Genomic DNA, 15,500 nt, shown 5'->3' with positions numbered 1-15,500 from the left:
AATGGCAAAGGAAACGCCTAAAAAGGCCAAGAAAAAAACAGCAGATCAGCCTGCTGGACAAGACAAAAAAACGTCTGGTCTGTCCTTGACCGAGTGGCAAAAACGCAATCTGGAATTTCTCCAGAAAAAGAAAGAACGCGAGACAAAGGAAGCTAAGGAATTAGAACTGCAACGTCAACGTTTGGAGAGTGTTTTAAGACAAGCTACCCAGACCAAAAAAGAAGCGGAAAAGTCAGAAGAATCGCCTGTGGACCAACCTGAGGAAGGTAAGGAGACGTCTTCTGACATAAAAGCCAAGCAAGAGCTCGCCTCCCAATCTTGGTTGGAAAAGTGGCGCCATTTTTGGCAAGGCTGGTTTCAGAGAAAGTGGACTCTGCCGAATTGGTTGACCAATCCTTCCCTTTTAAAGGCTAGTTCTGTTTTAGTGGTCGCCTTAGTGGTCGCTGTGGTATCACTTTATTTCTTGACCCCTTTGAGCACTCAAAAGAACCTGACCGTCACTGGAGAGACCAGTGTTAATCAGGCAGATGTTTTGACGGCTTCTGGCATCCAGTCAACAGACTATACCCTGACAACCTTGACTCAGCGTCAGCAGATTGCCCAACGCATTAAGAGCCAATACCATTGGGTAAAAACGGTTGCCATTGCCTATCGTTTTCCCAATACCTTTACCATCCGAGTGACGGATTACAGTATTTTTGGGTACCAGCAATCTGGGGACGGCTATGTCGCTGTTTATGAAAATGGGGCTAAGGGAACTGTCCAAGCCACTAGCAGTTTACCAGCCTCCTATCTGACCATCAATCTGGATAAAGAATCTCAGATACAGACCTTGGTTAAAGAGATGCGTAAGCTTTCTGAAAACTTGCGAAATAACATTCAAACGGTCGCCTTGGCTGGTTCGACGACTACCCCTGACCTCTTGAATGTGACCATGCGCGATGGCAACACCGTCTTGGTGCCCTTATCACAACTGGGCAAAAAATTGCCTTACTATGAGAAAATCTCTAGTGGATTGACAGCGCCAATCACAGTGGATATGGAAGTTGGCATCTACACGACAACAGAAAGCAGTTCTTCTTCCGAGGCGGCACAAAGTACAGAGCAGACGTCAACAGAGGAACAAGCCCAAGATGAGACACAGGCTGCAGCGTCCACTACGACAGAGGAAGTTGCTACTACTGATGAAGCACAAACAGCTCCTACTGAAACAACGGCCTCAAGTAGTAACTAAGACCTTTTGAACCTAACCTTGGTTAGGTTTTTTTGTCGTCACTATTCGATTTTTTTAGTCAATTGTTCCTAAATTTTTAGCCGGAATGGCGACCTGTCAGAAAAATTTCTTGGTTTAGTTCTGCCTTAATGGCCTTTTTATGTTATAATAAGCTTTGAGTTATTCTGTTTGCTTTATAGACAGGCAGTACAAAAGAGATAGTGAGGTTAGAGGTGTAGATGGCTAAAAACGGCTTTTTTACCGGATTAGATATTGGAACAAGTACCATCAAAGTGTTGGTAGCTGAATTTGTAAACCAAGAAATGAATGTCATTGGAGTGAGTAATGCGCAAAGTTCTGGCGTGAAAGATGGCATCATTATTGACATTGACGCTGCGGCTCAAGCCATTCGCACAGCTATTCAAGAGGCAGAGGATAAGGCGGGCATCTCTATCGATGCTGTCAGTGTTGGCCTACCAGCGGACCAACTTGGCTTGGAACCGGCCCAAGGCATGATTCCTGTGCAAAGTCAATCAAAAGAAATTACAGATGAGGACGTTTCAAGTGTTGTTCAGTCAGCATTGACCAAGAGCATCACGCCTGAAAAAGAAGTGATTTCTATCATCCCCCAAGAATTTATGATTGATGGCTTCAAAAACATTCGTGACCCTCGTGGGATGATGGGTGTGCGTCTGGAGATGCGTGGGATGATTTACACAGGTCCAACGACCATCTTGCACAATCTACGAAGTGCCGTTGAGCGTGCGGGTGTGTCCGTTGACAATATTATCATCACGCCATTGTCTTTGACCCAAGCCGTCCTAAATGAAGGGGAACGTGAGTTTGGTGCGGTTGTCATTGATATGGGCGGTGGCCAAACGACGGTTGACGTTATGGCAAATAACGAGCTCAAATTCACAAAAATGTACAGCGAAGGTGGGGACTATGTCACACGTGACATTTCAAAAGTCCTCAAGACCTCTATGGCTGCAGCAGAGGCTTTGAAGTTTAACTTCGGTGAAGCTGACAGTAGTGTTGCCAGTGAGTCTGAGTTGGCACAAGTTGAAGTCGTTGGTGCTAGTGAACCTGTAGAAGTTTCAGAACGCTATATTTCTGAAATTATTGAGGCACGTTTGACCCAACTGTTTGACCGCATCAAACAGGATCTAACACGTAACCGCCTCTTGAACGTTCCTGGAGGAGTGGTCTTGGTTGGTGGCGGTGCCATCATGCCAGGTGTTGTTGAATTGGCTCAACGGATACTCGGTGTTAATGTTCGCCTCTATGTGCCTAACCAAGTAGGTATTCGCAATCCCTTGTTTGCAAGTGTGATTAGTCTTGTAGATTATATCGGGCGCATGAGTGATGTCGAACGCATCGCACAAGAAACGGTCACTGGAGAGGAAGCTCTTCGCCGTTTGCCGGTGGATGTTCAAGCAAGACCTGCAGCCCAACAAGCAGCGGCTCCAGTTCGTCAAGTGGTTACGAATCAGGCGCGTCCAAGCGTTGAACCAGCACCACAAGCGCAACCAGCGCCCCAATCACAGCCAAACCCAAATCCAGCACCTGTGCGACAAGTACAGAATAAAGAAGACGATAACAGACCTAAGTTGACCGACCGCCTTCGTGGTATGTTTGGCAGCATGTTTGATTAAGAGTAAAGAAGTAAAGGAGCTGACATGGCATTTTCATTTGACGCGGCATCTGCGCAAGGTGCGGTAATTAAAGTTATTGGTGTCGGTGGTGGTGGCGGAAACGCCATCAACCGTATGATTGAAGAAGGTGTTTCAGGTGTCGAGTTTATCGCTGCCAACACTGATGTTCAAGCCCTTAGTGGTTCAAAAGCTGAAACTGTTATTCAGTTGGGACCAAAATTGACACGTGGTCTTGGTGCTGGGGGTCAACCTGAGGTTGGTCGTAAGGCAGCTGAAGAAAGCGAAGAAGTTTTGACAGAGGCCTTGACAGACTCAGACATGGTCTTTATCACTGCCGGTATGGGTGGTGGCTCAGGTACAGGTGCAGCACCTGTGATTGCTCGCATTGCTAAGAGCTTGGGCGCCCTGACTGTAGGTGTTGTGACACGTCCCTTTGCTTTTGAAGGGAACAAACGGAGCACCTTTGCGGCAGAAGGTATTTCAGAATTACGTGAACAAGTTGACACCCTTTTGATTATTTCTAATAACAACCTATTAGAAATTGTTGACAAAAAGACACCTTTGATGGAAGCTTTATCTGAAGCAGACAATGTCTTGCGTCAAGGGGTACAAGGGATTACAGACCTGATCACCAATCCTGGTTTGATTAACTTGGACTTTGCCGATGTTAAGACAGTTATGGCTAACAAAGGCAATGCCCTTATGGGGATTGGGATTGGTTCTGGTGAAGAACGTATCGTTGAAGCAGCGCGTCGGGCTATCTACTCACCGCTTTTGGAAACAACTATTGATGGGGCAGAAGACGTCATTGTCAACGTCACAGGTGGTTTGGACATGACCTTGACAGAAGCGGAAGAGGCTTCTGAAATCGTGAGTCAAGCAGCTGGTAAAGGGGTCAACATTTGGTTGGGAACCTCTATTGACGACAGCATGAAGGATGAAATCCGCGTAACAGTTGTTGCTACAGGTGTTCGTCAAGACCGTGCAGAGCAAGTTTCTGGTTTTGCGTCATCTGCACCTCAAGCAAAGGCTTCAGAAAGCAGCAACCAACGTCGCTCATATGATTTTGACCTTAATCAAGGACGTGAAATGCCTCGCGTTAACCGTCCTGAACCACAACAACCAGCATCGTCAGGTTTTGGCAACTGGGATTTGCAACGCGATGAAATCTCACGTCCGAGTGAAGGTGAATTGGATAGCCACCTACAAATGTCAACTTTCTCTGGTGTAGAGGACAAGGCTGACGACGAAGAACTTGACACACCACCATTTTTCAAGAATCGTTAAGTCCTATGACGGTAGCAGAAAATACGCAAGCGATTGAGGCTAGAGTGGCTCAGGCCTGTCAAAAGGCTGGCCGTGACCGTTCAGAGGTTCATTTGGTAGCCGTCACCAAATATGTGACACCTGAGAAAGCCCAGGAAGTGGTTGATGCAGGGGTGACAGAGCTAGCTGAAAATCGGGTCGATAAGTTTCTTGAAAAGTATCAGGCTTTGGCCGGAAATCAAATCACCTGGCACTTGATTGGAAGCCTGCAACGGCGTAAGGTCAAGGATGTCATCAATAAAGTGGATTATTTCCATGCTTTGGACTCGGTGAAACTCGCCCAAGAAATCGACAAAAGAGCAGACCACCCAGTGGCTTGCTTTTTACAGGTTAATGTATCTGGTGAAGAGAGCAAACATGGCTTTGCTCCTGAAGACATCGATGCAGCTTTGGATGTTATTGGAACTTTGGACAAGGTCCGGATTATCGGTTTGATGACCATGGCTCCAATCGATGCTGACCACGATGCATTAGAAAAATTATTCGAAGAGACCAATCAGTTGAGAGCGTCTCTGGCAAAACAAAATAGAGAAGGCATGACTTTTTCAGAGTTGAGCATGGGGATGAGCCGGGATTTTCCTGAAGCGATTGCCCATGGAGCAACCTTTGTTCGAGTTGGAACAGCTTTCTTTGAATAGGAGACACGGATGGCTTTTAAAGATTTATTTGAAAAAACAGCAAATTATTTCTCAACAGATGATATCGACGAATACGATGAAGAGTATGAGGCCTACGAAGAGGCTCCAGCTCAGGCTTCTCAAGCTGTTGAACAACCACAAGAACCTGCAGTTAAATCCCTGCGAGAAGTAAGAGGAGCTCAAGATATGTCTAACACGACAACACGTCCAACCCAACAAGAAACCTATACGCACAGTACTCGTGTGCAAGCTCACCAAGGACGAAGTGCTTATAGTGAACCTGTAGTTAGTGGCAATCTGGCGGCTCGCCGTCAAGTTCAAGCGACTCAAGAGACAGGACGTGCAACCATCGCACTGAAGTATCCTAAGAAATATACAGATGCAGAAGAAATCGTTGATCTTTTGATTGCTAACGAGTGTGTGTTGATTGACTTCCAATACATGATGGATGCGCAAGCACGTCGTTGCTTGGACTTTATTGATGGGGCAAGCAAGGTATTGGCTGGCAACCTGAAAAAGGTTGGGGCTTCTATGTACTTGCTGACACCTGTTGATGTGGTGGTCGACATTGAAGAGATGTCCAAAGTCACAGCCAATCAAAGCCACGACTTTGACTTTGATTTGAAGAGCCGTTAAGCTATGGCTTTTCTCTACTACTTTTTGATGCGTTTGATTCAAGCTTATCTTTTCCTTGTTTCGGTTTACGCACTCATGAGTTGGTTTCCAGGAGCCTACGCCACAGGTTTTGGGCGTTGGTTGAGTCGACTGATTGAGCCTGTTTGGCGACCTTTTCGCAGGCTGCCCTTGCAGTTTATGGGCTTGGATTTTTCACTCTTAGCAGTTCTTCTTTGTGGCCTTTTTCTGATGCGACTCCTCACGGCAATCTTTCTGATGGTGCTTTAAATGTCCGATGGTCTTTATCAACATTTTCGCCCAGAAGAAACGGATTTTATAGCTCAGATGCAGGAGCAACTCTTTCGTGTCAGCGACCAGCAAATTCCTTATCTGACAGAGTTTCTCAATCCACGACAAGTTTTTATTGTCCAAAGTTTAGTGGGAAAAGGGGAAGGTATCCATTGCCATTGTTCGAGCCACTATTTTCCTATGGAAATGCAACGGCTCTATATCTGTCCAGATTATTATGAGGTAGCTTGGACAGATTTTGGCATTAGTCTTTTAGCTATCGCTTTTCCCAGTCGTTTTGTGGAACTGCGTCACCGGCAGATTCTGGGAACCTTGCTCAACCAACTGGGCCTTAAACGCACAACCTTTGGAGATATTCGGGTGACAAGTGAGGCTTGCCAAGTCTTTGTCAAAGAAAATTTGGCAGACTTTTTTCAGAAAGAAGTCACACAAATCGGTCGCCATCCCGTGCGTCTGAGTCTGATTCCTGCGGAACTCGCTCTGCCAGAGCAAGATGATTACCGTCCAAAGATGGTGTTGGTATCTAGTCCAAGGCTGGACAAGTTCATCGCAGCGGGTTTTAACATCTCACGACAGGTGGCTAATCAGCTCATCAGCCAGAAAAAAGTGACGGTAAATTTTGCCCTTACAGAAAAGACAGCCATGCAACTGGGTGAAAATGACCGGGTTAGTGTTCGAGGGTTTGGTCGCTTAAAGATTGGTCCCTTTCTAGGGGAAAGCCGTTCTGGGAAGATGAAATTACAAGTTGGTATTATAAAACATAAATAGAGGAGGCCTTTATGGCATTGACATCAGAGGATATTCGTCAGAAAACCTTTGAGACTCGCTTTCGTGGTTACGATACGGAAGAAGTCGATGTCTTCTTGGAAGAGGTGATGGCTGACTTAGATCGTTTGCATGAACGTGTCCGCAGTCAGGAGCAACACACCAAGGATCTAGAAGACAAACTACATTATTTTGATGAAATGAAAGAGTCCTTGAGCCAATCCGTTTTGGTGGCTCAAGAGACAGCTGACCGTGTGAAGCAAAAAGCGCATGAAGAAGCTGAACAAGAACGGCAAAAAGCCCTTGAAGAAGCGCATAGCATGCAGTTGCAAGCTCAAGAAGAGTCGCAACGCATGTTGCGAGAAGCCCAATCTCAGGCTGAGGAGATGCTAGCCAAAGCTTCTAATAATGCACGAGACTTGCTGAAAGAGACAGAAGGGCTACGCCAGCAGGGGCAAACCTTCCAGGCGAGAATGATTGAAGCACTTCAAGAACAATTGCGTCTGGCACAATCAGCGGAATGGGAGGAGCTTTTACATCCTACCTTACCAGGTGACCAGGTTGAAGGCCAAGCCTTTGAATCTCAAGCCTTGGCCCTGGAGGAAACCTTGGCGACAGCCGAAGCCCAAGTATCTCATCCAGAAGGCCTTTCAGTGACTAGCACAGCTGATGATAACAGCGAATCGCATGACACTTACGGGATGGATGACCAGTTGGCTGCAGATGCCACTCGGCAATTTTCGCCAGAAGAGATGTTAGACCTCCAAAGGCGGATAGATGAAAGTAACCGTATTTTAGAAGAAACCCAAAATCTGCAAGCGGATATTGAAGAGGCACAGCGTATTTTAGCTGAGCAAGGTCTCTTAGAAACCGCTGAGCATGAGACTGTTCCAGTCCCTGATTCAGAAGCAGAAGCAGAAGAAAATTTGGGTGAAACCAAAACATTTAAATTATTCTAGAGTAAAAACACGACCTTATGTGATACGACCAGCGAGCAGGTGATGGTGGAAGACCTGTCGTCCCTCTAAATAGGGTTATCCTTTTACTGGAATTCTCACTGAAAACAGTAGGTGAGGACGTTTGCCCTCGTTACGGGCATAGAGGGTTCAGGCTTTTTGTCTGGACTGAACTAAGGTGGTACCACGAGCTTTCGTCCTTATTGGCGAAGGCTTTTTATTTTTTTAAAGGAGTTAGGATGCAATTAAAAGAAACCCTCAACCTCGGACAAACCAAGTTCCCGATGCGTGCAGGATTGCCAAACAAAGAACCTCAATGGCAAAAGGAATGGGAAGAAGCAAAAATTTACGATAAACGTCAGCAATTGAATGCAGATAAACCTGCTTTCTTCCTGCATGATGGCCCTCCCTATGCGAATGGGAATATCCACGTTGGCCATGCCATGAATAAAATCTCCAAGGATATTATTATCCGATCTAAATCCATGATGGGTTACCGTGCCCCCTATAATCCAGGTTGGGATACCCATGGTCTGCCAATCGAGCAGGTCTTGGCCAAAAAAGGGGTTAAACGTAAAGAGCTTGACCGTGCAGATTATTTAAAAATGTGTCGGGACTATGCCCTCTCTCAAGTGGATAAACAACGTGAAGACTTCAAACGTTTAGGTATCTCAGCGGATTGGGAACACCCTTATGTTACTTTGGATCCAGAGTTTGAAGCTGCCCAAATTCGTGTCTTTGGTGCTATGGCAGATAAGGGCTACATTTACCGCGGTGCCAAACCCGTTTACTGGTCTTGGTCTTCAGAATCTGCCTTAGCTGAGGCTGAAATTGAGTACCATGACATCGATTCAACCTCTCTCTTTTATGCCAACAAGGTCAAAGATGGGAAGGGTATCTTAGATACAGACACCTATATCGTTGTTTGGACAACAACACCTTTTACCGTTACGGCTTCTCGTGGTTTGACGGTAGGGGAAGACTTTGATTATGTGGTTGTGCAACCAGCTGGTGAAAGCCGGAAATTTGTCCTGGCAGCTGAACTCTTGAACAGCCTGTCCGAAAAATTTGCTTGGACGGATGTGCAAGTTTTAGCGACCTATCGTGGTCAAGAACTCAATCATATCGTGACAGAACACCCTTGGGATCCAGAGGTTGATGAACTCGTTATTCTGGGTGAGCATGTTACCCTTGATTCAGGGACAGGGATTGTCCATACAGCGCCAGGTTTTGGTGAGGATGACTACAATGTTGGGGTAGCCAATGGCTTAGAAGTAGCGGTTACGGTTGATAGCCGTGGGGTGATGACAGCAGAAGCAGGTCCTGATTTTGAAGGGCAGTTCTATGACAAAGTGACACCAATCGTTCAGGAAAAACTGGGTGATTTGTTGCTGGCTTCTGAGGTGATTACCCACAGTTACCCATTCGACTGGCGAACTAAAAAACCGATTATCTGGCGTGCTGTTCCTCAGTGGTTTGCCTCTGTATCGGACTTCCGTGAAGAGATTTTGGACCAAATCGAACAAACTCATTTTAAACCTGCTTGGGGCAAAACGCGTCTTTATAACATGATTCGTGACCGTGGGGACTGGGTTATTTCTCGTCAACGGGCTTGGGGTGTTCCCCTTCCTATCTTTTATGCAGAAGATGGAACAGCCATCATGACCAAGGAAGTGACTAATCACGTTGCCGATCTCTTTGCAGAGCATGGCTCTGTGATTTGGTGGGAACGTGAGGCCAAGGATCTTCTGCCTCAAGGCTTTAGTCATCCAGGTTCTCCCAATGGAGAATTTACGAAAGAATCCGACATTATGGATGTTTGGTTTGACTCAGGATCTTCTTGGAATGGTGTGATGAATGCCCGTCCTGGTTTGGGCTACCCAGCAGACCTCTACCTCGAAGGGTCTGACCAGTACCGTGGTTGGTTTAACTCATCTTTGATCACCTCAGTAGCTGTCAATGGCCATGCCCCATACAAGGCTATCCTTTCACAAGGCTTTACCTTGGATGGTAAAGGTGAAAAAATGTCGAAATCTTTAGGGAACACGATTTCACCTAGTGATGTGGAAAAACAATTCGGTGCAGAGATTTTGCGTCTTTGGGTGACTTCTGTCGATACCAGCAACGATGTGCGCATTTCGATGGATATCTTGAAACAAACGTCGGAAACCTACCGTAAAATCCGCAATACCCTCCGCTTCTTGCTGGCCAACACGTCAGATTTTGACCCAGCACAAGACAAAGTTGCCTACGAAGATTTGCGTTCGGTAGATAAGTACATGACCATTCGCTTTAACCATCTGGTAGAAAGCATTCGTGAGGCCTATGTGGCTTATGACTTTATGGCCATCTACAAGGCTGTGGTGAATTTCTTGACGGTTGACTTGTCAGCCTTCTACCTGGATTTTGCCAAGGATGTCGTTTACATCGAGGCTGAAAGTAGCTTGGCCCGCCGTCAAATGCAGACTGTCTTTTATGATATTTTGGTCAAATTAACCCAATTATTGACGCCAGTCTTGCCACATACCGCTGAAGAAATCTGGTCTTACCTGGAACACGAAGCGGATGCTTATGTGCAGTTGTCTGAAATGCCAGAACCAGAAGTGTTTGCCAATGAAGCAGCGATCTTAGAGCAGTGGGATGCCTTTATGGCTTTCCGCGACCAAGCCCAAAAAGCCTTGGAAGAAGCTAGAAATGAAAAGCTCATCGGTAAATCCTTGGAAGCTCACTTGACAGTCTACCCGAGCGAAGCCGTTAAAGTGCTTTTGGCTAGCTTAGATAGTGATGTGGCCCAACTGCTTATTGTCTCTCAATTGACTCTAGCAGAAGGTGACGCTCCTGAAAATGCCCTCGTCTTTGATGACGTAGCCTTTACAGTAGAAAAAGCGCAAGGTCAGGTCTGTGACCGTTGCCGTCGAACCGATGTGACAGCCAAAGAGCGCTATGGTGTCGTTCTGTGTGATAGCTGTGCTGCCATTGTTGAGGAAAACTTCCCACAAGCTGTTGCTGAAGGTTTTGAAGTCAAGGCAAAAAAATAAGCTTTCGCTATTAGAGATGAAAATAGTAGTCAAAGGGTCTGGAAGTGGCTTCCAGACCCTTTGTTTGTGTTAAAGATTGGTGTAAATCCGCTTATTGACCTCAAAAAAAGTCGTCAAACTATTCTTTGCCTTTAAAAATAGCCTACAAAAAGCTTTTCCCGTGGACGGTCTATAGTTTTAGTCTATAGCCTGTTCAAGCTATTAACCCCCTACTCTACTATTTTGGCATGTGGTAAAATAGTAAGGATTAATGAAAAGAGGTAACTTATGACTAATAAACTACTCGTTCTCCAATCAGACTTCGGCCTCGTTGATGGTGCCGTGTCTGCTATGATTGGAGTGGCTTTGCAAGAAGATGCCACGCTAAAAATCCATAATCTCACCCACGATATCACCCCCTATAATATCTTTGAAGGGGCTTACCGTCTCTTTCAAACAGTAGAATATTGGCCAGAAGGCACGACTTTTGTGTCAGTGGTTGACCCTGGTGTGGGGACATCGCGTAAGAGTGTTGTAGCCTTAACTGAAAAGAACCAGTATATTGTGACACCTGACAATGGGACCCTGTCTTTCATCAAAAAACATGTGGGAATCAAGGCTGTCAGGGAAATTTCTGAAGTCGAAAACCGTCGCAACAATACCGAGCTGTCTTACACCTTCCATGGACGTGATGTCTATGCCTTTACCGGTGCTAAACTAGCGAGTGGACATATCAGCTTCGAAGAAGTCGGTCCTGAATTAGCTGTCAACGATATTATCGAGTTGCCAGTGGTTGATACAAGCATTTCTGAGACAGCAGTCAGTGGTGCGGTTGATATTTTGGATGTGCGTTTTGGTTCGCTTTGGACATCCATCACGCGCGATGAATTTTACAGCCTAGACCCGCAATTTGACCAACGCTTTGAAGTAACTATTTACAACAATGACATGCTGGTTTACCAAAACCAAGTGGTTTATGGCAAGTCTTTTGCGGATGTGCGTATTGGCCAACCTATTATCTATATCAATTCCCTCTATCGTGTCGGGGTAGCCATCAACCAAGGGTCATTTGCCAAGGCTTATAATGTTGGCGTGGGCTCTAACTGGCGGATTGAAATCAAGAAAATGGACTAAGAAGGAGATAAGTAATGCAAAATAATTCCATTAAAAACGTTGTCGCAACAGGTATCGGGGCCGCCCTCTTTATCATTGTCGGTATCTTTATCAATATCCCTATTTTTGGGAATACCAGTATCCAATTGCAATATGCCGTCCTGGCGCTTTTTGCCAGTATTTTTGGACCCATCCCAGGTTTCTTGATTGGTTTGATTGGTCATGGGCTCAAGGACGCTCTCCAGTATGGTAGCCTGTCTTGGTTCTGGGTTTTGGCATCAGGTGTTGTCGGGCTCGGTATTGGACTTTTCCGTCGCTACTACAATGTCGAAAAAGGTGTTTTTGGGACCAAAGAATTACTTGTCTTTAACGGGGTTCAAGCCATTTCAGTCTTGCTTGGTTTTGGCTTGATTGCTCCTTTAGGGGATAAATTGCAATACAACCAGGCTTGGGACTATCTCTTTGCACAAGGGGCTATTGCTAGTATCCTCAATATCCTAACGATTGCCATCGCAGGTAGCCTCCTTCTAGGAATCTACGCGAAAACAAGAACTCAGGCTGGCAGTCTGACCAAGGACTAAAGCAAAAGGAGTCATAGTGACCATGACAGATTGGATTTCATTTGAACAGTTTTCCTATACCTATGAGGCCCAATCTGAGCCAACCCTTAAGGAAATCACGCTTGGGATTGAAAAAGGGAAAAAGGTTTTGATTGTCGGTCCTTCGGGTTCAGGAAAATCGACCTTGGGACAGTGTCTCAACGGCATTATTCCCAATATTTATAAGGGCCAGGCAAGTGGGCGCTTGACCATAGCGGGTAAGGAAGCCTTTGACTTATCCATTTATGACAAATCCCAATTGGTCAGCACCGTTTTACAGGACCCTGATGGTCAGTTTATTGGCCTGAGTGTGGCCGAAGACATTGCCTTTTCTTTGGAAAATGACGTGACGCCCCTCGATGACATGCGCGAGGCGGTTGACAAATGGTCTAAGGCTTTGAACTTAGGCGACCTTTTACAGCACAGGCCCCAGGATTTGTCAGGAGGCCAAAAACAACGCGTGAGTCTGGCTGGTGTTTTGGTAGACGAGAGCCCGATTTTGTTGTTTGATGAACCCCTGGCTAATCTGGACCCTAAATCAGGTCAGGATACCATTGATTTGATTGACCGTATCCACAAGGAGACCGGTGCGACGACGCTGATTATCGAGCACCGTTTAGAGGACGTCCTTCACCGTCAGGTTGACCAAATTATTCTCATCAATGAAGGGCGCATCGTTTTTGATGGCAGGCCTGATGACTTATTGCAGACGGACTTGTTGCGTCAAAATGGGATCCGAGAGCCTCTCTATATTAGTGCTTTACGCGATATGGGAGCTGATTTGACGCAGCTTCGCCCTCTAGCCCAACTCGATCAACTGGATTTATCGCAGGTTCAGGCACCTGATTTGCCAGACCTGACCAAGCCACTTGACCGGCCGCTACTCTTGGAGGCTGAACACTTGCAGTTCGCCTATCAAGCTGACCAACCGATTCTTAAGGATCTATCCCTGACGATTGGTGCAGGTGAACGTCTAGCCATTGTCGGTAAAAATGGGGCTGGCAAGTCAACTCTGGCCAAGGCCCTCTGCCAGTTCATAAATACCCAAGGTCAGCTTCGCTATCAAGGGCAGGACATCAGTGGGGATAGCATTGCGGAACGTGCCAATCGTATTGGCTATGTTTTGCAAAACCCTAATCAGATGATTAGCCAGACCATGATCTATGATGAGGTGGCTCTTGGCTTGCGGTTACGTGGCGTGGATGAAGCAACCGTCAAAGAAAAAGTCGAGCAAGCTTTGACCATTTGTGGTCTCTACCCATTTCGTAAGTGGCCGATTTCAGCCTTATCCTTTGGCCAAAAGAAGCGCGTGACCATTGCAGCCATTTTGGTTCTAGAACCACAGGTACTCTTACTAGATGAACCGACTGCCGGTCAGGACCATAAGCATTACACAGAGATTATGACTTTCTTGGATGAACTGCAAGCGCGTGGGCATACGATTGTGATGATTACCCACGATATGCAGTTGTTGACAGAATACTCTGATCGTGTGGTGGTCGTTTTAGATGGGCAAGTGCTCTTTGATAGTCGTCCAGAGACCCTTTTTGGGCAAGTAACTGTTTTGGAGCAGGCTTATCTCAAGACCACAAGTCTTTATACTTTGGCCAAACGTTTAGGGGTAGACCCTGCCCGGCTGACACAGGCCTACATTAGTCGACGAAAGGAGGAGGCCCATGGCAACTAATCAATTGATTGGCTACCATCCTGGTCATGGTTTTTTGTACCGCTTGTCAGGTGCCAGCAAGATGCTCTTTTTCTTGCTGGTATCTGTCGCTGCCATGGCTAGTTATGATACCCGCCTCATCGTGGCTTTGGCCGTCTTTTCCCTTCTTTTGTTTAAGATGGCTCGCATCCGTTGGCAAGATATTTCCTTTGTGATTTATATCGTGCTTTTCATGGCCATCTTAAATGTGATAGTGGTCTACTTGTTTGCCCCTCAGTATGGGGTCAGCATCTATGGACAAAAGACCGTCCTTTGGGCTGGTTTTGGGGCTTATAATCTGACCGCCCAAGAGTTGTTTTATTTGCTTAATCTTTTGCTCAAGTACTTTTGTACGGTTCCCTTGGCCATTCTTTTTCTGATGACGACCCATCCGAGTCAATTTGCAGCCAGTTTAAATCATATCGGCCTGCCTTATAAGGTTGCTTATTCGGTGTCCTTGACCTTGCGCTATATTCCTGATGTGCAAGAGGAATTTCATATGATTAAGTTATCTCAGGAAGCGAGAGGTTTGGACTTGTCTAAAAAGGCGAGCCTAGTCAAGCGCATTAAGGGAAATTTACAAATTGTGGTGCCCTTGATCTTTTCTTCTTTAGAGCGGATTGACACCATTGCAACGGCTATGGAACTCCGTCGGTTTGGCAAATACAAAAAAAGAAGTTGGTACCAACATCAGGCGCTGACAACCAGAGATTATGTCACCTTAGCGCTGGCTCTTCTGATTTTGTTCTTGTCTTTTGTCTTGATTGGTCTCAACCACGGTCGCTTTTATAACCCGTGGGCATAAAAAATCCCCCGTCTGCACCAGCAGGCGGGGTTTTTGCTTAAAAGAAGGGGTTAAAGGTCTTTTCGTGCCCGATGCTTGTCTCTGGGCCATGACCAGGGAAAACCCTATAGTGACGAGGCAGGCTAAATAGTTGGTTCTGGATGCTGTCAAGCAGTTGTGCTTGATTACCTGTCGGCAAATCACTACGCCCGATACTCTCGCAAAAGAGCGCATCACCAGTCAAGACAAGTTCCTCCTTGGGAAAAACAAGGCTGACACCGCCGATGGAGTGACCCGGTGTTTCACGGACATGAAAATGAAAACCGGCTAAGTCGTAGTCCTTTTGGGATTCAAAGAAGTCAGTTGCAGGTTCTAGGACGATATCTGCCATATCTGCATGTCGGTCGAGACCAGAGAGGTTTTTGACAGGGGTGTAGAGCCAGTCAGCCTCTTTTTCAGAAACGTATACGGGGGGATGGCCAAAGGTCTCACGCACCTTATCTAGGCTCATGATGTGGTCATAGTGGGTGTGGGTTAATAGCACCGCTGCAAGGGGCTTCTCGATTCCCTCAATTGTTTGGCGAATGACCTCCCAATCACTGCCAGGGTCTACAATCAAAAGGGCTTGGTCGTTTTCTAGGTAATAAGTGTTTTCTTGCGCGCGCTTATTGGTGGTTTTAGTGATTTTCATACTGCTAGTATAGACAAAAGGCCTTTTAAAAGCAAGTTTTGGAGAAAGAAAAAAGCCATCTCCAATTTCTTGGAGATGGCTTTTTCAAGGTCTTTAAGTCCCTGATACGGTGTC

The 15,500-nt window shown here is 46.1% G+C and carries 14 protein-coding genes; 13 read left to right on the top strand and 1 reads right to left on the bottom strand.

All coding sequences use genetic code 11. The features are described from left to right. Position 1: 1 nt before the first annotated feature. The 13 genes from STRDD12_RS04295 (at position 2) to STRDD12_RS04235 (ending at position 14,716) form a co-directional block, all read left to right on the top strand. Positions 2–1,234 carry a cell division protein FtsQ/DivIB gene (locus STRDD12_RS04295; RefSeq protein ID WP_066915476.1) on the top strand — a complete coding sequence of 411 codons (1,233 nt, stop codon included), beginning with the start codon at positions 2–4 and terminating at the stop codon, positions 1,232–1,234. 218 nt (positions 1,235–1,452) lie between these two features. After that, positions 1,453–2,868, top strand: a complete 1,416-nt coding sequence (gene ftsA / locus STRDD12_RS04290; RefSeq protein ID WP_066915474.1) for a cell division protein FtsA — start codon at positions 1,453–1,455, stop codon at positions 2,866–2,868. A 24-nt stretch (positions 2,869–2,892) separates the two neighbouring features. After that, positions 2,893–4,155 (top strand): cell division protein FtsZ, encoded by a 1,263-nt coding sequence (ftsZ, locus tag STRDD12_RS04285; RefSeq protein WP_066915472.1) that lies wholly within the window; start codon positions 2,893–2,895, stop codon positions 4,153–4,155. 5 nt (positions 4,156–4,160) lie between these two features. Next, positions 4,161–4,832: a YggS family pyridoxal phosphate-dependent enzyme gene (locus tag STRDD12_RS04280; RefSeq protein WP_066915470.1), complete on the top strand. Its 672-nt coding sequence runs from the start codon at positions 4,161–4,163 to the stop codon at positions 4,830–4,832. 9 nt (positions 4,833–4,841) lie between these two features. Then, on the top strand, positions 4,842–5,468 hold the full coding sequence (locus STRDD12_RS04275; protein WP_066915468.1) for a cell division protein SepF: 627 nt from the start codon (positions 4,842–4,844) through the stop codon (positions 5,466–5,468). 3 nt (positions 5,469–5,471) lie between these two features. Further along, complete coding sequence (locus STRDD12_RS04270) at positions 5,472–5,735, top strand: YggT family protein (protein WP_066915466.1); 264 nt, start codon at positions 5,472–5,474, stop codon at positions 5,733–5,735. Beyond that, positions 5,736–6,524 (top strand): YlmH family RNA-binding protein, encoded by a 789-nt coding sequence (locus tag STRDD12_RS04265; protein ID WP_066915464.1) that lies wholly within the window; start codon positions 5,736–5,738, stop codon positions 6,522–6,524. Positions 6,525–6,535: 11 nt separating this feature from the next. Further along, positions 6,536–7,480, top strand: coding sequence for a DivIVA domain-containing protein (locus STRDD12_RS04260; RefSeq protein ID WP_066915462.1), 945 nt, complete (start codon positions 6,536–6,538; stop codon positions 7,478–7,480). Between the two features lie 236 nt (positions 7,481–7,716). Further along, positions 7,717–10,515 carry an isoleucine--tRNA ligase gene (gene ileS / locus STRDD12_RS04255; protein WP_066915460.1) on the top strand — a complete coding sequence of 933 codons (2,799 nt, stop codon included), beginning with the start codon at positions 7,717–7,719 and terminating at the stop codon, positions 10,513–10,515. A gap of 267 nt (positions 10,516–10,782) precedes the next feature. After that, positions 10,783–11,628: an SAM hydrolase/SAM-dependent halogenase family protein gene (locus STRDD12_RS04250; RefSeq protein WP_066915458.1), complete on the top strand. Its 846-nt coding sequence runs from the start codon at positions 10,783–10,785 to the stop codon at positions 11,626–11,628. 14 nt (positions 11,629–11,642) lie between these two features. Continuing rightward, the gene (locus STRDD12_RS04245) at positions 11,643–12,188 is read left to right on the top strand and encodes an ECF-type riboflavin transporter substrate-binding protein (protein ID WP_066915456.1); all 546 of its coding nucleotides are present in this window, start codon (positions 11,643–11,645) and stop codon (positions 12,186–12,188) included. A gap of 22 nt (positions 12,189–12,210) precedes the next feature. Beyond that, positions 12,211–13,893 carry an ABC transporter ATP-binding protein gene (locus STRDD12_RS04240; protein ID WP_066916223.1) on the top strand — a complete coding sequence of 561 codons (1,683 nt, stop codon included), beginning with the start codon at positions 12,211–12,213 and terminating at the stop codon, positions 13,891–13,893. Continuing rightward, positions 13,883–14,716 carry an energy-coupling factor transporter transmembrane component T family protein gene (locus STRDD12_RS04235; protein ID WP_066915454.1) on the top strand — a complete coding sequence of 278 codons (834 nt, stop codon included), beginning with the start codon at positions 13,883–13,885 and terminating at the stop codon, positions 14,714–14,716. Before STRDD12_RS04240 ends, STRDD12_RS04235 begins: the two co-directional genes overlap by 11 nt. Before the next feature lie 37 nt (positions 14,717–14,753). Here STRDD12_RS04235 and STRDD12_RS04230 read toward each other — a convergent pair whose 3' ends face one another. Further along, positions 14,754–15,386 (bottom strand): MBL fold metallo-hydrolase, encoded by a 633-nt coding sequence (locus STRDD12_RS04230; RefSeq protein WP_066915452.1) that lies wholly within the window; start codon positions 15,384–15,386, stop codon positions 14,754–14,756. Between the last annotated feature and the right edge of the window lie 114 nt (positions 15,387–15,500).

Source organism: Streptococcus sp. DD12, from assembly GCF_001578885.1.
Taxonomy (GTDB): domain Bacteria; phylum Bacillota; class Bacilli; order Lactobacillales; family Streptococcaceae; genus Streptococcus.
This window is presented reverse-complemented; position numbering and strand designations above follow the sequence as displayed.

What these genes read in the sequence shown, in the direction of transcription:
- ileS (WP_066915460.1), top strand. Translation starts at nt 7,717, where the DNA reads ATGCAATTAAAAGAAACCCTCAACCTCGGACAAACCAAGTTCCCGATG.
- STRDD12_RS04275 (WP_066915468.1), top strand. Translation starts at nt 4,842, where the DNA reads ATGGCTTTTAAAGATTTATTTGAAAAAACAGCAAATTATTTCTCAACA.
- ftsZ (WP_066915472.1), top strand. Translation starts at nt 2,893, where the DNA reads ATGGCATTTTCATTTGACGCGGCATCTGCGCAAGGTGCGGTAATTAAA.
- STRDD12_RS04245 (WP_066915456.1), top strand. Translation starts at nt 11,643, where the DNA reads ATGCAAAATAATTCCATTAAAAACGTTGTCGCAACAGGTATCGGGGCC.
- STRDD12_RS04280 (WP_066915470.1), top strand. Translation starts at nt 4,161, where the DNA reads ATGACGGTAGCAGAAAATACGCAAGCGATTGAGGCTAGAGTGGCTCAG.
- STRDD12_RS04235 (WP_066915454.1), top strand. Translation starts at nt 13,883, where the DNA reads ATGGCAACTAATCAATTGATTGGCTACCATCCTGGTCATGGTTTTTTG.
- STRDD12_RS04260 (WP_066915462.1), top strand. Translation starts at nt 6,536, where the DNA reads ATGGCATTGACATCAGAGGATATTCGTCAGAAAACCTTTGAGACTCGC.
- STRDD12_RS04295 (WP_066915476.1), top strand. Translation starts at nt 2, where the DNA reads ATGGCAAAGGAAACGCCTAAAAAGGCCAAGAAAAAAACAGCAGATCAG.
- STRDD12_RS04270 (WP_066915466.1), top strand. Translation starts at nt 5,472, where the DNA reads ATGGCTTTTCTCTACTACTTTTTGATGCGTTTGATTCAAGCTTATCTT.
- STRDD12_RS04230 (WP_066915452.1), bottom strand. Translation starts at nt 15,386, where the DNA reads ATGAAAATCACTAAAACCACCAATAAGCGCGCGCAAGAAAACACTTAT.
- STRDD12_RS04250 (WP_066915458.1), top strand. Translation starts at nt 10,783, where the DNA reads ATGACTAATAAACTACTCGTTCTCCAATCAGACTTCGGCCTCGTTGAT.
- ftsA (WP_066915474.1), top strand. Translation starts at nt 1,453, where the DNA reads ATGGCTAAAAACGGCTTTTTTACCGGATTAGATATTGGAACAAGTACC.
- STRDD12_RS04240 (WP_066916223.1), top strand. Translation starts at nt 12,211, where the DNA reads ATGACAGATTGGATTTCATTTGAACAGTTTTCCTATACCTATGAGGCC.
- STRDD12_RS04265 (WP_066915464.1), top strand. Translation starts at nt 5,736, where the DNA reads ATGTCCGATGGTCTTTATCAACATTTTCGCCCAGAAGAAACGGATTTT.